14 protein-coding genes are annotated in these 19,062 nt (G+C 39.5%); 9 read left to right on the plus strand and 5 right to left on the minus strand.

What is annotated here, in order from left to right; all coding sequences use genetic code 11:
• Positions 1 to 109 precede the first annotated feature (109 nt).
• The 7 genes from GNP81_RS12390 (at position 110) to GNP81_RS12420 (ending at position 9,101) form a co-directional block, all read left to right on the plus strand.
• Entirely contained in the window at positions 110 to 1,408 is a 1,299-nt protein-coding gene (locus GNP81_RS12390) for a carbohydrate ABC transporter permease (RefSeq protein WP_155673354.1), read from the plus strand.
• Positions 1,408 to 2,322 carry a sugar ABC transporter permease gene (locus GNP81_RS12395; RefSeq protein ID WP_012533809.1) on the plus strand — a complete coding sequence of 305 codons (915 nt, stop codon included), beginning with the start codon at positions 1,408 to 1,410 and terminating at the stop codon, positions 2,320 to 2,322. Before GNP81_RS12390 ends, GNP81_RS12395 begins: the two co-directional genes overlap by 1 nt.
• The gene (locus tag GNP81_RS12400; RefSeq protein WP_012533390.1) at positions 2,322 to 3,458 is read left to right on the plus strand and encodes an ABC transporter ATP-binding protein; all 1,137 of its coding nucleotides are present in this window, start codon (positions 2,322 to 2,324) and stop codon (positions 3,456 to 3,458) included. Before GNP81_RS12395 ends, GNP81_RS12400 begins: the two co-directional genes overlap by 1 nt.
• A gap of 91 nt (positions 3,459 to 3,549) precedes the next feature.
• Positions 3,550 to 4,173 carry a hypothetical protein gene (locus GNP81_RS12405; protein ID WP_047863475.1) on the plus strand — a complete coding sequence of 208 codons (624 nt, stop codon included), beginning with the start codon at positions 3,550 to 3,552 and terminating at the stop codon, positions 4,171 to 4,173.
• A gap of 89 nt (positions 4,174 to 4,262) precedes the next feature.
• Positions 4,263 to 6,230, plus strand: a complete 1,968-nt coding sequence (locus tag GNP81_RS12410; RefSeq protein WP_155673355.1) for an amylo-alpha-1,6-glucosidase — start codon at positions 4,263 to 4,265, stop codon at positions 6,228 to 6,230.
• A gap of 33 nt (positions 6,231 to 6,263) precedes the next feature.
• Positions 6,264 to 8,096 (plus strand): glycoside hydrolase family 13 protein, encoded by a 1,833-nt coding sequence (locus tag GNP81_RS12415; protein WP_155673356.1) that lies wholly within the window; start codon positions 6,264 to 6,266, stop codon positions 8,094 to 8,096.
• Between the two features lie 69 nt (positions 8,097 to 8,165).
• The gene (locus GNP81_RS12420; protein WP_155673357.1) at positions 8,166 to 9,101 is read left to right on the plus strand and encodes a LysR family transcriptional regulator; all 936 of its coding nucleotides are present in this window, start codon (positions 8,166 to 8,168) and stop codon (positions 9,099 to 9,101) included.
• A gap of 44 nt (positions 9,102 to 9,145) precedes the next feature.
• On the opposite strand, the gene GNP81_RS12425 is transcribed toward GNP81_RS12420, so the two are convergent.
• Complete coding sequence (locus GNP81_RS12425) at positions 9,146 to 9,772, minus strand: magnesium transporter (RefSeq protein ID WP_155673358.1); 627 nt, start codon at positions 9,770 to 9,772, stop codon at positions 9,146 to 9,148.
• A 372-nt stretch (positions 9,773 to 10,144) separates the two neighbouring features.
• Here GNP81_RS12425 and GNP81_RS12430 point away from each other — a divergent pair, with 372 nt between their 5' ends.
• Both GNP81_RS12430 and GNP81_RS12435 read left to right on the plus strand, forming a co-directional pair.
• A complete protein-coding gene (locus GNP81_RS12430; RefSeq protein ID WP_155673359.1) occupies positions 10,145 to 11,194 on the plus strand; it encodes a hypothetical protein in 1,050 nt (349 codons plus the stop codon).
• Complete coding sequence (locus GNP81_RS12435) at positions 11,194 to 12,267, plus strand: hypothetical protein (RefSeq protein WP_155673360.1); 1,074 nt, start codon at positions 11,194 to 11,196, stop codon at positions 12,265 to 12,267. Before GNP81_RS12430 ends, GNP81_RS12435 begins: the two co-directional genes overlap by 1 nt.
• Positions 12,268 to 12,316: 49 nt before the next feature.
• Here GNP81_RS12435 and GNP81_RS12440 read toward each other — a convergent pair whose 3' ends face one another.
• The 4 genes from GNP81_RS12440 to cadB all read right to left on the minus strand — a co-directional run bounded on the left by GNP81_RS12440 (position 12,317) and on the right by cadB (position 18,559).
• Positions 12,317 to 13,702 (minus strand): cytochrome-c peroxidase, encoded by a 1,386-nt coding sequence (locus GNP81_RS12440; RefSeq protein ID WP_155673361.1) that lies wholly within the window; start codon positions 13,700 to 13,702, stop codon positions 12,317 to 12,319.
• A 317-nt stretch (positions 13,703 to 14,019) separates the two neighbouring features.
• Complete coding sequence (pdxY, locus tag GNP81_RS12445) at positions 14,020 to 14,889, minus strand: pyridoxal kinase PdxY (RefSeq protein WP_155673362.1); 870 nt, start codon at positions 14,887 to 14,889, stop codon at positions 14,020 to 14,022.
• Between the two features lie 76 nt (positions 14,890 to 14,965).
• Positions 14,966 to 17,104: a lysine decarboxylase CadA gene (locus GNP81_RS12450; RefSeq protein WP_155673363.1), complete on the minus strand. Its 2,139-nt coding sequence runs from the start codon at positions 17,102 to 17,104 to the stop codon at positions 14,966 to 14,968.
• Positions 17,105 to 17,224: 120 nt separating this feature from the next.
• Entirely contained in the window at positions 17,225 to 18,559 is a 1,335-nt protein-coding gene (cadB, locus tag GNP81_RS12455; RefSeq protein ID WP_155655338.1) for a cadaverine/lysine antiporter, read from the minus strand.
• Between the last annotated feature and the right edge of the window lie 503 nt (positions 18,560 to 19,062).

The raw sequence follows: 19,062 nt of genomic DNA on the forward strand, positions 1-19,062 counted from the left end.
ACTCTTTTCAACGTACCAACCTCAACGGTGTCCCTATTAAATTAGGGCATCGTTGTCCCCTAAATCCGTTACATATCTACACTAACTTAATAAAAAAGTAGGTTATAACATGAGTCAACAGTTTGTTTTCTGGCTCTCTATGGCAATCCCAGGCAGTGGACACCTTCTACTGCGTCGTATGCGCGAAACCGTATTTGGTTTCTCGATGCTGGCCTTAGAGATATTGGTTTATATTCAATTTATTCTCCCTAATTTCCGTCTATTAGCTGTTGAGCAGCCTAATGGAAAAATCACAATTGGTGCTGAGCGCTTTGTTGACGACTCTTTCCTTATTATGGTCGGTTCAACCATTGGCGCTTTAATGCTATTGGTCTTTTTAGCTCTACACTATGCGTTTGCTCGTGATGCAAAAGATGTGAAGCGCCAAATAGAAGAGTCTGGTTTTGCGATTACCTTTACAGAAAAGGTTCGTGGTTTATCGCACGAAATCGTTCCTAATTTAATTACAGCACCTAAATTTATTCTTCTGTTCATCTTTGCCTTACTACCTGCAATTGTGTCGATAGTGGTAGCTTTCACCAACTATAAACGCCCGATTTTACCTCCAGCGTTTTTAATTGAATGGAAAGGATTAACCAACTTCGAGCGTCTGTTTACCAGTGAACGAACAGCAGCAGCGTTTCAGGAAACATTAACTTGGACACTGACGTGGACCTTCTGTGCTTCGGCATTAACCATCATTTTAGGTACGCTACTCGCTGTTGTAGCGAACAATAAACACATTCGCGGTAAGAAGTTCTTCCGTACGGTTTACATTTTACCTTGGGCGGTGCCTGCGTTTTTAACCATCTTAGTTTTCCAACTCTTTTTCTCAAAAGTAGGTGGAATGAACACCATGGTGATCCCTTTCTTTACAGGCAATGAATATGACGTGAGTACTGCTATTGGGTTCTTCCTAAATGCGGACTACGCCAAAATCACCATTATCTTGATTCAAGCGTGGTTGGGATTCCCATACGTATTTATTTTAGTAACAGGCGTACTACAAACCATTCCTGATGATCTTTATGAAGCAAGTGGCATTGATGGTGGTAACGCTTGGACTAACTTCTTTGATATTACCCTGCCATTGATTTTAATCAGTGTTGCTCCGGTATTCATAACCCAATTCACCTTCAACTTTAACAACGTCACCATTGTTTACATGCTAGGTGAAGCAACGGTTCAAACCGTCGGCTCTATCTACAAACCATTGGATACCATTTCATCGCTTGGTTTCCGTTTAATGATGGATGCGAAATACAACGAAGCGGCAGTTTACACCTTGATTACCAGTACGGTTGTGGGTGCGGTCGTTCTGTATTCATGGCTAAAAGCAGGCGCATTTAAAAATGAGGAAGTGATGTAATGGATAAGGCAATCAATCTTAATCATCAAGCAAAAGCAACCAAGTTCAATCGCCATGTCATCACAAAAAACCTAGGGCTATTCTTTAGTTATGCGTTTTTAATTTCGATGGTGATCGTCATTATTTACCCTATTTTGGTTACGTTAATGAGTGCGTTTAACGTCAGTAACTCACTCTATTCAACCTCATTTTTTCCTGAAAACTTCAGCTTAACGGAAAACTTTGTTTCGCTGTTTACGGATATTCCATACTTAAGCTGGTATCGAAATACCTTCTTAGTATCGATTATTACTATGGTGCTTTCTACTGCGATTGTCACCGTGTCTGGCTTTGTCTATTCACGCTACCGTTACCAATCACGTAAAAGTGCATTGATGTCACTATTGATCATTCAAATCATTCCATCAGGCAGTGGTTTGATCGCGCTTTACGCCATTGCAAGTTCGATTGGGATCTACAGCTCTGAGAATGCCACGTTATATACCTACATTTTTATGATCCTTATCTACACCACTGGTGGGATAACCATGAACACCATTTTGATGAAGGGCTACTACGATTCCATTCCTCGTGCTTTGGATGAATCAGCAAAAATTGATGGCGCAACGCAACTGCAGATCTTCACTGAGATTCTACTGCCGTTAGTAAAACCGATGATCATGGTTATTGCTATCTTCTGTTTCTTAGGTCCGATTGGCGACATCATCATGCCGAAATTCCTGATCGCAAGTATGAGTGCAGAAGCGAAAACACTGGCCGTTGGTCTCATGGGCCTTATCAACAATATTAAAGAATCAAGCTACAACGTATTTGCTGCGGGGGCGGTCTTGGCTGCAATTCCTCCTGTGGTTGTATTTTATAAATTTCAAGATTATATCGTAGGCGGTTTAACGTCTGGTGGAGTAAAAGGATAATGAGCAAGATTTCACTAAGAAACATCAATAAAAAATACCCTAATTCTGATACCTACTCAGTAAGTAACTTCAACATCGATATTGAAGAAGGTGAGTTTATTGTACTTGTTGGCCCATCGGGGTGCGGTAAGTCCACCACGCTTCGTATGATTGCAGGGTTAGAAGATATTACAGAAGGCGAATTCATCATTGATGGCAAAGTCGTTAATAGCGTGAGTTCTAAAGATCGTGATATTGCGATGGTATTCCAAAGCTACGCACTTTACCCACACATGTCTGTTCGCGACAACATTGGTTATGGATTAAAACTGCGTAACTATCCGGCAAGTGAGATTAAAGATCACGTTGATAATATTTCAAAAGATCTGTTCTTAACAGAATACCTAGAACGCAAACCAAAAGAGCTGTCAGGTGGTCAACGTCAACGTGTCGCCCTTGGTCGTGCCATGGTTCGTACTCCAAAATTGTATCTAATGGATGAGCCGTTAAGTAACTTGGACGCCAAACTTCGTACTACCACTCGTACTGAGATTTCACGTATGCATCGTGATAAAGGTGCGATCACTATTTACGTAACGCATGACCAAGTTGAAGCAATGACAATGGCTGATCGCATTGTATTAATGTCGATGGGCGAAGTTCAGCAAATTGGTACGCCAAAAGAGTTGTTTACTAACCCTAAAAATAGCTTCGTTGCGACCTTTATGGGCATGCCTTCAATGAACATTATTGAAGGGGTTTATGAAGGTGGGCAGTTCACTTGTCACTCTTTCACCATCACATTAAGTGAAGAAGACCAACGCATATTAAATAACGCTGGTTACAACGGTAAATCTGTCTGCTTGGGCGCACGCTCTAGTGCGATTCGTTCAGGCAAGAAATACGAAGAAGCCTTCCCTGATTGCTGCTTTGAAACCACGGCATTAAACAGTGAATATCTGGGTGATAGCGTCAATGTTTTCTTCGATGCAGCACCAATGAATATGTTTGTTGGTACTTTGGGTACGGGTGAACCAGACGTTGAGATTGATGAAAAAATCACGTTAGTTATCGATAACACCAAACTTCACTTTTTTGATAGTGACACTCAAGAGTCCATTAAATACCCAATCAAAGCGGCTGAGTTCCAAAAATAATTGATCCCATAACCCTTCCCTCTTACGTCACATTACGACGTAGTGAGGGAGGTTCTTCACACATTTCGCCTTAACAAAAAGGAGGCTTACCTTGATTTTTCGCGGACAACTTCAACGCATTCACGACTACATGTTTCATATTGCGGTTGCCATCGTTATTTTTATTTCGGGGTTTATTATCGCCTATAGCAACCTGCCAAAGCCTTCGTTTGAATTCAGCACCTTTGTTGAACAACAAGAAAAATTCAAACAATGTGTAAACAATGAGGCGCTTTTTCTTTCTGCTAAAGGGTTTGAAAATAGTTATGCAACCCTTTCGCTCGAATCCATTCAAAACCAATTTAAAGCACTGCGTGATCAGATCCCAAGTGACTGTGGATCATTTCATGTAGAAAGCAGCTATGAACAACTTGAAGAGATGGCCTTACCAGTATTAGCAGAAGCACAACGCTTTTATGGTTCAAAAGAGGTCAAAGCGGTGAATGCCGTTTACACCACGCCCTCTCAATACAATGCATTACTTGAACAACCACAACCGTATTTATTTTTTATTTCAGATAAGCACCAAGAGCGCATTGTCGCTATGAAGGTAACACCAACCAAAGAGAGCCTTCACATCACACCACTTTGGGAATATGAACAGAGCCAAGATCTCGCTTATACCCAAGGTGAAGTACAAAAGTTATTACTCGTTTACAACGAAATTAAAAGCTAACACCAATCGCTATTTAACTTATTGGCCTATCGTAGGCCAAAAAGGCACAAGCTAGCCGATTAGGTATTTTTTGTCATAAAGGATTTCACATGAAAATCTCTCTTTCTAAAGCTAACTTTCGCGATATGAATCGCCTTGAAGAATCAAATTACTTACTAACCAATGGGTTAGGCGGTTATTCATCATTAACTCTTGCTGGTTCTTGTAGCCGAAATGATCACGCGCTATTTATGGGAAGCCTAGTGGCTCCTAATAGTCGTTTTTGTTTTGTTCGCCATTTAGATGATCGCCTGACACTGGCAAATGGCACATCACACCCACTCTCTTCTCAAGCAAAAGTGAACCCATACGATACGGTTGATTCATCCCTTTTATTTGATAATTTTAGCCAGACTTACTTACCTCAATACACCTATCGTATCGATGGTATTGAAATCACAAAGACCATCGTCATGGCACAAGGCGTGAATCGCTTAGGGGTTGAATACCGTGTATTTAATCCGTTAAAACACCCATTCACTTTAGATATCACACCGAAATATCACTTCTGTGCGAAAGGTGAGGCATTATCAAAAGAACAAGCTTTCATTCATCAAGAAGGCAAAGTGAGTAGTAACGGACAAACACTGCATTACCGTCATAACGGTTCAAATACGGCCCTATCAGCACCAAGCTATGAGTCTGGATTGTATTTCTCTTATGACGCTCGAGACGGACGTTCGGCAAGTGATGCTCAAGTGGCGCTGCATACCATTACCTTTGATGGCACAGAGAGTAACGAATCCTTTTTTGTTATCTTCGAGACAGAAGAAGAACGAGCACATTACTTAGCACCAAGCTCTATTGAAACCATGATCAATGAGGAAGTTCAACGTCAGCAAGCCTGTATTACACAATCAGGTCTAAAGAGTACGTTTGCTCAGCAATTGGTTCGAGCAAGTGATCAATTTGTCGTAATGCGCGATTCAACCGAATCGAAATCCATTATTGCTGGCTACCCATTCTTTGCCGATTGGGGACGCGATACCATGATTGCACTTTGGGGATGTAATTTATCCACCAACCAATTTGAAGATGCAAAACAAATATTCAGAACCTTCATCCGTTATGAGCATAAAGGGATCTTACCCAACTTATTCCCAGAAGCGGGTGTCGAACCTATGTACAACACCATTGATGCCGCCCTTTTATTTGTGGTGAGCCTGTATGAATATTACCAAGCCAGTAACGATCTCGATTTTATCCGTGATGAAGCTTACGACTGCATGGTGAATATTTATCAGCATTATCGTAATGGCACCGATTTCGATATCAAGATGCTAGATAACGGCTTAATTAGCGGTGGCAGTGGTTTGGATCAACTGACATGGATGGACGTTCGTTATGGCGATATTCTTCCAACACCTCGCCAAGGTTGCGCCGTTGAGATCAATGCACTTTGGTATAACGCGTTATCTATTCTGCATTTCTTTAACCAAAAGTTAGGGAAAACCATGCCAGAATTACCGGCTCTGACTGAGCAAGTAAAAGAAACATTTAATCACGCTTTCTATAATGATAAAGGCTATTTAAACGATTGGATTAAAGGTGAGGAAGTAAATCAACAAATTCGTCCAAACCAAGCTTATGCTGTTGGTCTTCCTTTCCCTATTTTAAGTGAAGAAAAAGCGCGTTCGGTTATTTTAACTATCTACCAGCACCTTTATACCCCGCTTGGTTTACGCTCTTTAGCGATGCAAGATCCCGAGTTTAAATCGGTACATACAGGGTCTCATTATGATCGTGATATGGCTTACCACCAAGGTACCGTCTGGGGCTTTATGATTGGTCAGTTCCTGATGGGTATTTTACGTCACTTCCCTAATGATGCTTCACTCATGCACATTGTCGAGCAGTTCATTGCTCATAACCAAGATGCGCTATCTGAAGGGTGTATTGGTCAATTAGCTGAAATTTATGATGGTTATTCACCTAACCAATCTCGTGGCTGTTTTGCTCAAGCTTGGAGCGTCAGCGAAGTGCTACGTGTTCTTAAACATTATGAAGAACGTATCTAACCATTACGAACTTAACGCTAAACGGTATTAATAATGATTACAAAAGCAGCGATTTATCATCGATCTCACTCTAGTTATTCTTATGCATATGATAAGGACACGCTTCATTTGCGAATTCGTACCGCAAAAGGAGAAGTGAACAATGCGACGCTAAGAATTGGCGACCCATACGATTGGACTTTTGGTGGCGGTGGCGGCAATTTAAATGCAGAAGACGCAAGCGGCTGGACAGGTGAAACCAACTTACCCATGATAAAAGAGTGTGAAACAGAACTATTTGACTACTGGTTTTGTGAAGCACAACCACGCTTTTATCGTGCACGTTATGCTTTCCTTCTTGAAAGCAAAGACAGTGAAAAATTACTGGTAAGCGAAAAGCTCATCACCCCAATAACTGATGATGCTGATCCAATACTCAGCCAATTACTGAATTTTTATTGCTTCCCATACATGAACCCAACCGATGTATTTAATGCACCTGAGTGGGTTAAAGAGACCATTTGGTATCAAATATTCCCAGAGCGTTTTGCTAATGGTGATCCGTCTATCTCACCCCAAAATGTACTTCCTTGGGGATCTGAAGATCCAAAAACCAACAGTTTCTTTGGTGGTGATTTACAAGGGGTTATTGATCATCTTGATTACCTGCAAGATCTTGGTATTACGGGTATTTATTTCACGCCTATCACTCAAGGTGAAACGAACCATAAATACGACACCACCGATTATTTAAAAGTAGACCCCGCTTTTGGTAGTGATGAAACGGTTCATACTTTAATAGATGAAGCACATAAACGTGGTATGAAAGTCATGCTAGATGCGGTATTTAATCATATCGGTGCTAATTCAATTCAGTGGCAAGATGTCATTAAACATGGAAAAGACTCTCAATACATCGATTGGTTTTATGTCGAGCAATTTCCACTGATTGATGAGTCAAAAAAAGCGTACCACAGTAAAGAGCAATTAAATTATCGTGCCTTTGCTTTTGCGCAAAACATGCCAAAACTCAATACAGAAAATCCAGAAGTGATTGAATACCTAATTGAAGTTGGCCGCTACTGGGTGAAAAACTTTGATATTGATGCATGGCGTTTAGATGTAGCAAACGAAGTTGATCAACGTTTTTGGCGACGCTTCCGTGATGAGCTCAAAGCCATCAAACCTGAGTTATATATTTTAGGTGAAGTGTGGCACGACTCTATGAACTGGCTAGGTGGCGATCAGTTTGATGGCGTAATGAATTACCCATTAGCGGATGCCATGTTAGGCTTTTTTGCCCATGACAACCTAAGTGCAAATCAGTTTAAATTTGCGGTAAATGACGTAAATGCTAACTACCCAATTAACGTGAATGAAGTGGCGTTTTCATTACTTGATAGCCATGACACACCACGTATTATTAACCGATGCAACGGCAATAAAGAAAAAGCAAAGTTAGCCTATTTATTCCAATTCACTCACAGTGGTACGCCTTGTGTTTATTACGGTGGTGAAATTGGGCTAGATGGCGGTGCTGATCCGCTTAACCGAAAATGCATGATTTGGGATGAACGTCAGCACGATATGAACATGAAACATCACATCATGCAGCTCATCAAACTACGTAAAGCTCACCCAGCATTACGTGCCCATGCCATAAACTGGCTTATGGTTGACGATGAACAACAGTGCTTTATCTACCAAAAAGAGCATCAAGGTGAACGTATTATTATTGCCATGAACAACAGTAATGCCCCCGCTTGTATGACGCTTCCTAGTGAGTGGCACGCTCAAGAAGTCACCGATATTTATCATGAAACCTCCGTTAAATTAACGCAAAGTTTGACGGTGCCTGCATTTGGCTTTGTTGTTTATCAGATTTAAACGCTATAAGTAGCAATGCATTGATAAGAAACATAAAATAGCTCTTTTCGATTAGTCTGAAGAGCTATTATGTTTAAATTAATGCTTCAATTCATACAAGTTGCAAAAGCACAAAATGTTACGCAAGCAGCGAATACCTTGTGCTTAAGTCAACCGACGTTAAGTCATAATATGCAGAAACTAGAGGAAAAGCTGGGAAGCAAACTGTTTTATCGCAATTCAAAAGGCATCACCCTCACCTCCAGTGGCGAAGTGCTCTACGAGCAAGCCAAAATGATGCAGCATTTATACGAAAATACCCTTCATAAATTAGAAAAAAATAAATTACGGCATCAAACAGAATTAAAAATCGGTTGCGGTGATGCTTGGTGGCATCTTTTTGTTCGCGACTGTGTTCAAGATTTTAGAGACACCAACCCTCACAGTAATATCACCATTGATGTTGGTGATCATTTACAGCTAATGAACCTACTTCTCAGTGATGAAATCAGTATTTTTGTCGGCCATGAAATATTAGGTCTGGCTCAATACGAAGATATCCTTTTCCATCCCTTATTTAGTAGTCATGAAGAAGTGTATGTTAGAAAAGAGCACCCACTCTTAGAGCGAGTGTGTAGTGATGAAGATATTGCCCGTTTTCCTTCAGTTGATTTAGGGGCATCAAAAAAACGCTATGCGCATCTCGTGCAACAACAAAACAATGAATTAAGTTCATTTCAAAAACGACACTATCTACAAGAAAAAGTCATTTACAACACCAATTCCTTATTAACCGCGCTTGATTTACTGCAAAATAGTGATGCAATTTTGCCTTATCCTGTGGGCATGAAAACGTATTTTGAAGGCTTTGGGATTGTGCCGTTAAAAATGAAAAAATGCTTTGGTAAAGCGACGATTGGCGCTTATCTGCATAAAGATGGCCAGCAAAATAAACAAAGTATTGCGCTATTAGAACAATTTAAAGAGTTAATAAAAAATAACCCTCAAATTAAAGGCAAAGAATAAAAACAATAAAGCCCAGAGCAGTACATCTCTGGGCTTTTATTATATTAACCAATATCTAATATTGCAGAAGCGATAGCAAAATAAATCAATACACCAGAGATATCAGCAATGGATGTGATCATAGGGGCACTGGCAGAAGCAGGATCCAAATTCAATTTATGTAAAACAAAAGGCAAAGCCGTTCCGACTAAACTTCCAATCAACACAATGGCTATCATACTAATACCAACCACCATCGCGATTTCATAGCCACCACGATATAACCCCAAAAAATAGACCGCAATTGCCATGCTAAAACCAAGACCTAAAGCAACAAAGACTTCTCTTGCTAACATTCGTCCCCAATCATTAGGGTTTACATCGCCAGTGGCCAACGCTCGAACCATTAACGTTGCTGATTGAGAACCAGCATTACCGCCACTATCAATTAATAAGGGTAAAAAGAAAACCAGTGCAACATAAGAGGTAATGATCTCTTCAAAATAGGCGATTCCTGCTCCTGAAAAAATATTTCCAAAGACTAGAATAACGAGCCAAAAAACACGCTTTTTATAAAGTAAACCAATAGAAGCATTTTTGATGCTGATCCCCAGATTTTCAATATGCGCTTCTTTGTGCATCATCTCTGAAGTGTCAGTGTTTGGAGTCGAATTTTTTTGTACAAATTCCATAATACGTCCTCTGCTCTGAAGACGTAACTATCCTCAGAACATCATTTATTTAATAAGTTAAACCACCAACTTGGGGGTTCCTGTAGATGTGTATTCATGAGGTGTTCCTTATAGAAACAAGAAATAATCTGACCACTCTTAATTGGTTAAGTGATCTTGACGGAGGGGACTCTAACCAATTCATTCTGTCGTTACCATTACGGACTGTAAGAAGAAATGTCAGAGTTTGTATTCAGTTACATTATTTTTTCTATGTTATTGATAATAATAAATTTGATTTTATAAATGAGAACGCAATCGATTCATTAGTTTGCTAAATAAAGGTAGAGCTTATACTCTATAAACATAATTACTAAAAAAAGAAATACTTTTATGAAATTACTTTCTCAATTGTTGCTATTCACTTCACTAACCTTCCCACTAAGCAGCTTTGCCGCTCTTGGTGAACATCCGATAATTTTAATCCATGGCTTCCAAGCCGGACAATTACAAACTAAGCCTAATCATGACGCTGTTGTTGCTGATGGTAAAAATTACTGGCAAGACTATTGGCTAGCCAAGGCCGATGACCGTATTGATTGGCCATCTCAAGAGCGAGTTGCAGGTAAAATATCAACTGATTACATCTGGCCAAAACTTCAAGAATTATCTAAAAATAACACCTGTAAAAACGGTTGTATTTTAGTCACTCACTCTACTGGCGATTTGGTTGCTCGCCATTTGTTAGATAACCAAGAAAACTGGCTAACTAATGCAGGCCTAACACCTTTAAAAATCATTGCGACGTTTGATTTTGCTGGTGCTGGTGGCGGTTCTGAATTAGGTGATCTTGCGATTAATATTTCTGAGGGCAGTGGTTATTTAAATGCACCGCTAAAATACGCCATGTCATTATGGCTTGGGGAAGTACCATCTCCTAAAAATACGGGGGTTCTTAATGATTTAAAAGTGGCTAATGCTCGTCAATTAGCCGCACTACCTGACAACCGTATACCAAGAATTCGCTTTGTTGGTAAAGGCAGTGATTATGTTGGTTCAACAAGTCCATTTTTATTAGGTAAAGACGATGGTGTAGTGGCGAGTCACTCTTCATGTGGTGCAAGTGAAGCCGGTAACTTTAATAGTTGCTCTATCAATGTAGCTTTTGATGGAAAAATCAAACCTCAAACGAACGCAGTTACTGAATTTATGCCGTTCCATTATCCAATGTTAATGGGAGATGATTACAGTCATAGCGGTTTAATTAGCGGTAAACACCAAGGTAAAGTCACCGCAGTTAATCCAACACTAACATTACAAGATGGTAGCGTTATCAAGGTGGAAACCACAGATTCGGCTTATTGGTTGACTGGAAATGTCTATCGTTATGTCAATAATTCAGAAAATGCCACCATGTCTGAATTAGTCAGTGACTTACTATAATGAATAAAAACGCATTTATGATTGGTGCACTGCTGACTTGTTCAGCAGTGTTTTACCATTGGATTATCCAAGAAACGACACCGACCCCTGCGAGAATCTCTCCTCTATCTAAAACGGAGAGTAAATCCGTATCGACAAACACCTTGTTGCCAAAACCACTCAACCAAAAGCAAGAAAACCGCACAATAAAATCAATAACGCCCGAACCTATCGATTCAGAATCAACACCAGAAGAAGTCAGTCAACAGTTCGCACTATTATCTAAAATCTACGAACAAGAGCTTCAATACCCTAGTTACTCTTTGCCATTAACGCCGAATAATCATAGTTACCTTGAGCCTAATCACTTTACTGAAATTGCCTTACCTGTATTGGATGGCAGTCACTCAGCCTCATTAGGATTAAGTAAGTATCGTTTTAGCTACCCTGAACCCATTATCGTTACCTTAAATTCAGATCTTAATGTTGACCATATTGAATACCAACTGATTGATATTGAAACTCAAAAAACGCTTACTAGCCTATATACTCAAGAGTTAAGCGCTGAATTTTCACCTAAACAAGATTGGCCACAAGAAATTCGCATAAAAGCAAATATCTCTTTTGACCAAGGGGATGACGTATTAACTGCAGATTTTCAGTTCTCTAACCCAATTGCCTTTGTTAACCAAGCATTAGCACCTTACTCACAAGGCAGTGATATGGTCATTCCTTTACAAGTGGATGTGAAAGAATCCGGTTTGTATCGAATTCGAGCTAATTTATATCAAAAGACAGGTGAACCCATTGCTTCTCTTATGAATAAAATGCCTCTTACAACAGGTGAAGTCACATTTGAATTAAAAGCACACCACTCTGTATTGAAAGGGAAAGGGAGTGATTTTGAGTTACGCAGTATTACAGTAGAAAAAATGTCAGGCTTTCCTGGTGAAAAAGCACATTATGGAATAAGCAAAGAGCACAGCTATTCACTCTCTTCATTTGATGTCTCTAGTTTGAATGACCAGCCTTATAAAATGTCAGAAGAAGAAAAAGAACGATTGGACTTTTTAGATGAAATAGCTCATCAATAACAAAAAAGGAGATCGCATGATCTCCTTTTATCATTTAATGAAATAGCAATTAATTCAGCATTTCACCTTTGTACTCACCCGTTAAGGTCTTCAAATAAGCGCTAATATCTTCAACTTCAGTTTGAGATAAAGTTACACCAACTTGGTATTGAGCCATCGATGCAACTGCTTCATCTAAAGTTTCAGCGCTACCATCGTGGAAATACGGTGCAGTTAGTGCAATATTTCTTAATGTCGGAACTTTAAAGCGATTCATGTCATGTGCTTTATTTGTCACATTAAAGCGACCATTATCAACTTCAGATACATTGCCTCGCTCACCAAAGTAATCCGCTTTTAAGCCCATGACTTCAAACGTTTGTCCACCCATTGCTTGACCAGCATGACAAGTCGAACATTTGTTTTGTTTAAATAATTCATAACCGTGTTGCTCTTGCGCATTCAACGCTAACGCATCACCTTTTAAGAATTGGTCAAATCGACTGTTAGGTGTCACCAAGGTTTTCTCAAACTCAGCAATTGCATCTGTAATATTGTCACCAGTGATCCCATCAGGATAAATCTTAGCAAAGATCGCTTTCATCTCTTCATCAAGTTCAAGTTTGCCTGTAATTTGATCCCATGATGTTGACCCCATCTCGATAGGATTCATCGGTGGTCCACCCGCTTGTTCTTGTAAATCATTCGCGCGACCATCCCAGAATTGATGAATATTGTAAGATGAGTTAAACACCGTCGGCGCATTAATTGGGCCTTTTGAGCCATTAATACCTGTTGATGTGGTTAATCTATCCACCCCTCCCGTTGATAATGAATGACAACTAGAACAAGCGACCGTGTTATCACCAGAAAGACGTTTATCATGGTATAGCGCATCACCTAACGCTACTTTTTGCTCATCTACAATTACATTTTCATTAATCGGTTGAACCGCTTCGTATTTATATTCACTACTAGCCAATGAGTGTTTATTCTTTTGTTCCTGCTTTATCCAAGCGCGTAGAGTATGCTTTTCTTCATTAGATAAACTTGAGCGCCAGTGCATCGACAAATACGCTTTTGGTGGCATTGATTCATCATTCAATACACCACTAATTTTAGCTAAGGCAACATCTGATATTTCATTGCCAACTTGAAAACTATTTAATACATCATCAAATTGGAAATGACGTAATCCACTTTCCACATCTTTTTTCATGATCTGTTTAGCGATTGGAAAGTTAGCATAAAAAGGCATTTCGCTATTTTCAGTATGGCAGTAACCACAACCATTCTCTGTTAATACTTTAAACGCAGCAGAAGAGATAGGGTCATCTTTAATCTGTGCTTGAGCCAATTTTCTTTGGCTAAGCGCTTCATCTGATGAATCAACAATGTAAACCGTTCCAAGATAAGCAACGACGCCTAAACCAACTACTAATCCTATTTTTTTCATTATTATCTCCTGCAATACGAATATGCGCACACGATAAAATGAAAAAAAGAGGCTTTCCAAGGAAGAAATATCATGAGAATCATCGCTTTAATCGATACCTCAAAAATGCAACATTAAATAGCCTTACTTTTCATAGTGATAAATTACACTCGGCTTTTATATGTGTATATTTTGTTAAATTATTAGCAACCAATTCCTTATTTCAGATCAATTTTATAAATTCGTTTTTTAAACTAAAAATACACAAAAAGCCCATGATATGCATATTGCACATCATGGGCTTTTCTATTTTATTTGCGATTTTTATATCGAGTTAATTACGCAACTTTTTCTGCTTTTACGATAATTTCAGGAGCATTAAAACGCTCTTGTGATGCGATAAGTTGCAGTTCATACGCGCCACGATTAAACGTTTCTTGCATTACAGAATCAACTGCAGCATTAGTACGTTCAAATGCTTCAACAGGTGTATAACCTGACAATAAATTCGCTAGCATTACACCACTGATTAAGTCACCTGCGCCTACTGGTTGACGCTTTGCATCAAAATCATATAAAGGACGAGAAACGTGGTAGCTTCCATCTTCAGTCGTTAATAACATTTCAAAACGATCTTTTTGAATACCAGCACGGCTTAAATGTTTAACCACTACCATTTTAACGCCCTTCTCAAGTAATTGATTATTTGCTTCAATCACTTGCTCTAAGGTGTTAATTGTCATGCCTGTTAAGCTTTCTAGTTCTAATAAATTAGGCGCGATAATATCCGCTGAACTTAAGGCTAATTCTTTAAAGAAGGTTTCTACTTCTGGGGCAACGATACAGCCTTTTTCTGGATGACCCATTACCGGATCACAGAAGTAAATTGCGTTTGGATTATCTTGTTTGATTTTGTTTACCGCAGTAACAATCTCTTGCCCTTGCGCTGCTGATCCTAAGTAACCACTTAACACCGCATCACAAACTTGAGTCGCTTCAATTGCTGATAAACCATCAACTAATTCTGAAATGTGGCCGGCTGGCATTGCGATGCCTTTCCAACCTTGTTGATATTGTGTGTGATTTGAAAACTGTACCGTATTAATAGGCCATACTTCCATTCCCATTCTTCGCATTGGAAAAACCGCAGCACTGTTGCCTGCACAACCAAATACCACATGAGACTGAATGGAAAGAATACGTTTCATAACATCACCATAATTTTAAATAGAGTAAGGGCTTCCGTGCCCTAAAATAAACGATATTCCTTCAAAACCCTAGGGCTTAATTTTGTTTTAGAACTTTCACAGTGTAACTGCCATCTTTTTGAGCATATACACCGTGAATATCAGTCTCAAAACCTGGGTAGTGAGCGCCAATAGCACATAGCATTTCTAAGAAATCTAGCACTGGACGAGATTCAGCCGTTACCATTTCACCTGGAAGTACTAGAGGCACACCCGGTGGGTAAGGTAGGATCATATTCGCACTTACACGGTCAACCAAATCAGCTAGAGGCACTTCTTCTACGTTACCGCGAAGCTCTTCTTGCCATGCTGCATGTGGTGTTACTTTTAGTTCAGGAAGAACATCGAACGCTTTGAACATCAGTTCTGGTAAACGGTATTTACGAGTTAAATCGTGAATGCCTTGTGCCAGTTCTTGTACTCGCATGCCTTCATAGAAACTTGGATCTTCGTTGTACAGTGAAGGAAGGAAGTTTTTCACTGTTAAGTTAAGATCGAAGCCACGTTTAAAGTCAGTTAATGCGCGTAGCAGTTGCATTGCTTTTGATTTATCAATACCGATAGAGAATAGGAACAATAGGTTATATGGACCTGTTTTCTCTACTACAATACCGCGCTCATCTAAGTATTTAGCAACGATTGATGCAGGAATACCTGTCTCGCTCATTTCGCTATTTTCGTTCATTCCTGGAGTTAATAGCGTTACTTTGATTGGATCAAGGTACATGTGATCATCATCGATGTCCTTGAAGCCGTGCCATGAATCTTTTGGATCCAGTTTCCAACATTCCGTTGTATCGATGTTTTCTGGTTGCCATACATCAAAGAACCAGCTATCACTTTCGCCTTGTAGACGTTTGATCTCTTTACGGAAACGAATCGCACGATCAATTGAGTCTTGGATCAGTTTCTTACCTGTATTACCACGCATCATTGCTGCAGCGGTTTCAGTTGATGCAACAATACCGTATTGAGGTGATGTTGATGTGTGCATCATGAAGGCTTCGTTAAATGACTCTTTATCAAATTCACCTTTTACGTGGATCATTGATGCTTGAGAGAACGCAGCCAGTAATTTATGAGTTGATTGTGTTTCATAGAACACTTTACCCTGCATTGCTTCGCCACTCATACCACACTTGCCTTCATAAATTTTGTTGAAGTTAGTGTAAGGAACCCAAGCACTATCAAAGTGAATGTATTTAGTATCTAGCGTTTCTTTGATGTATTGAGTGTTGTACAACAGACCATCGTAAGTTGAGTTAGTAATAACTGCATAACCCGGCATTGTTGCGTTTGGTGTTGCTGCTACTTTTTGCTCAATTACTTCACGAGTGAATTCGCTTTGTGGAATGCCACCTAAAATACCGTAAGCATTACGCGTTGGACGGAAATAGATAGGTGTTACATCACTCATCATCATCATGTGAGTGAGTGATTTGTGACAGTTACGGTCAACAAGTACTGTGCTTCCTGCTGGTGCTGAGTACATACCTACAATTTTGTTTGATGTAGAAGTACCGTTGGTTACGATGTAAGAGCTGTCTGCATTAAAGGTACGAGCGATGTACTCTTCAGCTTCTTTATGAGGACCTGAGTGATCAAGTAATGAACCCAGTTCAGGCATTGAGATTGATACGTCTGCTTTAAATGCGTTTGGACCGTAGAAATCATAAAAGATACTGCCCGCAGGACTTTTTTGGAAAGCCGTACCGCCCATGTGACCTGGAGTACAGAAGGTATATTTGCCTTCTTCTACGTATTTAAATAATGCCTTAGTAAAAGGAGGCATTATTTGGTCTTTGTATTCTTCTGTCGCTTGATTAATTTTCAGAGCGATATCGTCAGCCATATCTAACGCATATTCGAAGAAATGTAGGTTTAGACGTAAATCAGTTAATGAAATATCTAATGTTGAATGTTGGTTTGCAAATGCATATAGCGGCAATTTTTCATTCAGTGTATTAATTTCAGTACATAGGTCTAGTGAGTATTTATCCCAGTCAAATAACACACCACAAATACGTGGGTTCATTTCAATCATTTTATATAGATCTTGTGCATCTACTGGGTAAACCACTTTATAGCCTGCTTTTTCTAAAGAAGCATGCAATTCGCGAACTGGCTCTTCTTTAAAGAAAACACCTGAGTGATTTAGGATAGCAAAAATATTCATTTTATATCTCCAAGACGAAGAGAGGCGCTCCCCATCATTTTGATGGTGAGGTAGTGGAGCGCCGCTAGGGGTAAAACTTACTAAGTTGGTAGCGTTAAGTGTTTACGCTATCGAGTGACATTAATGGGCTACTGCTTCTGCAGTTACATGTTGCTCTGATTGTTTCAGACCCATTTTTTTTGCGTAGAACATAAGGATGACAAGTGACACGATAAAGGTTGCAGTTAGTGTTGCACCCTCTGCACCAGCCAGTGCAATCATGCAGAACACACAAGCAATACCAGAGAAGAACATGGTGAAGCCGCTGCGTGTTGTCATACCTTCGAAACGAATTAGGTTAATGCTTGAGTAGAAGTAAGGAAGCATTGTTAGTAGTACGGCATCAGTCGTTAACTGATTAAATAAGTCAGCAGTGTGAGCTGATTGAGAACTGAATACAGTTAGTGCAACCATTAGTGCTGTCATTTTAAGTGAAGCTAAGATTAGACCTTTTTTCGCTACACCATTTTTATCTGTTTCGCCGTAGATTTTAGGGAAGTTACCATCGTGAGCCGCACGTTTACCCGCCTCACCTACCAACATCATCCAAGAACCTAGAGATGTGAAACACGCTAACGCTGTGAATGCTGCAACAAATGGTGCTGACCAACTACCGAAGATTTCAGTGGTTGCTAGCGCAAATGGCGCACCGGATGCAGCAACTTCTGCTGCTGGGAACATACCGCTGATTACTTGAGTTGATAGAATGTAAATCACACCGGCAATCGCTGTACCTAACATTGTTGCTAGAGGAACAGTACGTTTTGGATTTTTTACCATACCTGATGATACAGCGGCTGATTCAACACCAACAAATGACCATAGACAGATAAGTACAGCACTAATAATAGCGTGAGAACTTGTACCTGAAGATACATTCCAGTTTTGGTTATATAACGCTGGGTCAAAATGGCCCCAACCAACAACAGCAGTACCAACAACAGGAATAAGAATAAGACCTAAGCCTAATGTACATAGGCGACTTACCCAACTACCACCTAGTAAGTTAACTAGGGTAAATAACCATACTGATGCAATCGTCGCGGCAGCTGCAGGGATAGGGTCATTCAACGCAGGGAAGAATACAGATAAGTAAGATACACCAGTAATAGCGATAGCTAAGTTACCAATCCAGTTTGCGTGGTAGTAAAGAACACCAGTTTGGAAGCCAAATACAGGAGACACTTCACCAGCATAAGCGATTGGACCACCTTCTTGAGGGTTTTTCGTTGCTAAGCGGGCAAAAACAAACGCCAAACTTAACGCACCAACCAAACAGATAATCCAACTAAAAATAGATACTGAACCAACCGCTGCTAATGAAGAAGGTAATAGTGCAATACCACTCCCCATCATGTTGCCGGCAACAACACCCGTACAGGCTATTAAGCCAATTTTTTTTGTATTCGATTCCATAACATCTCCAAGGATCATCGAATGGGCAATTTTTTACCCGTTATACGAAATTTTTTCTTTAAGGAAGCGAGATATTATTTGAAGCAGGTCATGCAAACTCTGCTGGGGTAGATAAACAACATCTCGCTCAAATTCTGAGGAGAAGACTACGCCCAACAAAGCGAAAAAAAATCAGGATAAAATTATCAATAAAATAATGATAAAAACATAATCCTATTGACCTTTATTTTTTTACCCATAATTAAAAATACACTTAAATTCAAGTGGTTAATATTTCATTTTTATATTTATGGTGGTTTTTATAAAAAATATAAATTTATCAAGAAGGGAATTTTCGACAGGATTATAGTGAGGTTTATCTCATCATTATAAGAATATAAAACCAATTTTGACTCTTAAGTTCCGAATGAGCACTGAAAGAAAAAGCGCAACGATTATTTTGTAAATCTTTATGCTTATACGTAAAAAAAGTACGACATATTGTTTCATTATTATTGACTAAT

It is taken from the genome of Aliivibrio fischeri (assembly GCF_009727955.1).
GTDB lineage: Bacteria > Pseudomonadota > Gammaproteobacteria > Enterobacterales > Vibrionaceae > Aliivibrio > Aliivibrio fischeri_A.

Excerpts from the sequence above, each read along its gene's own strand:
- pdxY (WP_155673362.1), bottom strand. The coding sequence starts at position 14,889 with ATGAAACGTATTCTTTCCATTCAGTCTCATGTGGTATTTGGTTGTGCA.
- GNP81_RS12400 (WP_012533390.1), top strand. The coding sequence starts at position 2,322 with ATGAGCAAGATTTCACTAAGAAACATCAATAAAAAATACCCTAATTCT.
- GNP81_RS12430 (WP_155673359.1), top strand. The coding sequence starts at position 10,145 with ATGAAATTACTTTCTCAATTGTTGCTATTCACTTCACTAACCTTCCCA.
- cadB (WP_155655338.1), bottom strand. The coding sequence starts at position 18,559 with ATGGAATCGAATACAAAAAAAATTGGCTTAATAGCCTGTACGGGTGTT.
- GNP81_RS12395 (WP_012533809.1), top strand. The coding sequence starts at position 1,408 with ATGGATAAGGCAATCAATCTTAATCATCAAGCAAAAGCAACCAAGTTC.
- GNP81_RS12410 (WP_155673355.1), top strand. The coding sequence starts at position 4,263 with ATGAAAATCTCTCTTTCTAAAGCTAACTTTCGCGATATGAATCGCCTT.
- GNP81_RS12450 (WP_155673363.1), bottom strand. The coding sequence starts at position 17,104 with ATGAATATTTTTGCTATCCTAAATCACTCAGGTGTTTTCTTTAAAGAA.
- GNP81_RS12420 (WP_155673357.1), top strand. The coding sequence starts at position 8,166 with ATGTTTAAATTAATGCTTCAATTCATACAAGTTGCAAAAGCACAAAAT.
- GNP81_RS12415 (WP_155673356.1), top strand. The coding sequence starts at position 6,264 with ATGATTACAAAAGCAGCGATTTATCATCGATCTCACTCTAGTTATTCT.
- GNP81_RS12390 (WP_155673354.1), top strand. The coding sequence starts at position 110 with ATGAGTCAACAGTTTGTTTTCTGGCTCTCTATGGCAATCCCAGGCAGT.
- GNP81_RS12440 (WP_155673361.1), bottom strand. The coding sequence starts at position 13,702 with ATGAAAAAAATAGGATTAGTAGTTGGTTTAGGCGTCGTTGCTTATCTT.
- GNP81_RS12435 (WP_155673360.1), top strand. The coding sequence starts at position 11,194 with ATGAATAAAAACGCATTTATGATTGGTGCACTGCTGACTTGTTCAGCA.
- GNP81_RS12425 (WP_155673358.1), bottom strand. The coding sequence starts at position 9,772 with ATGGAATTTGTACAAAAAAATTCGACTCCAAACACTGACACTTCAGAG.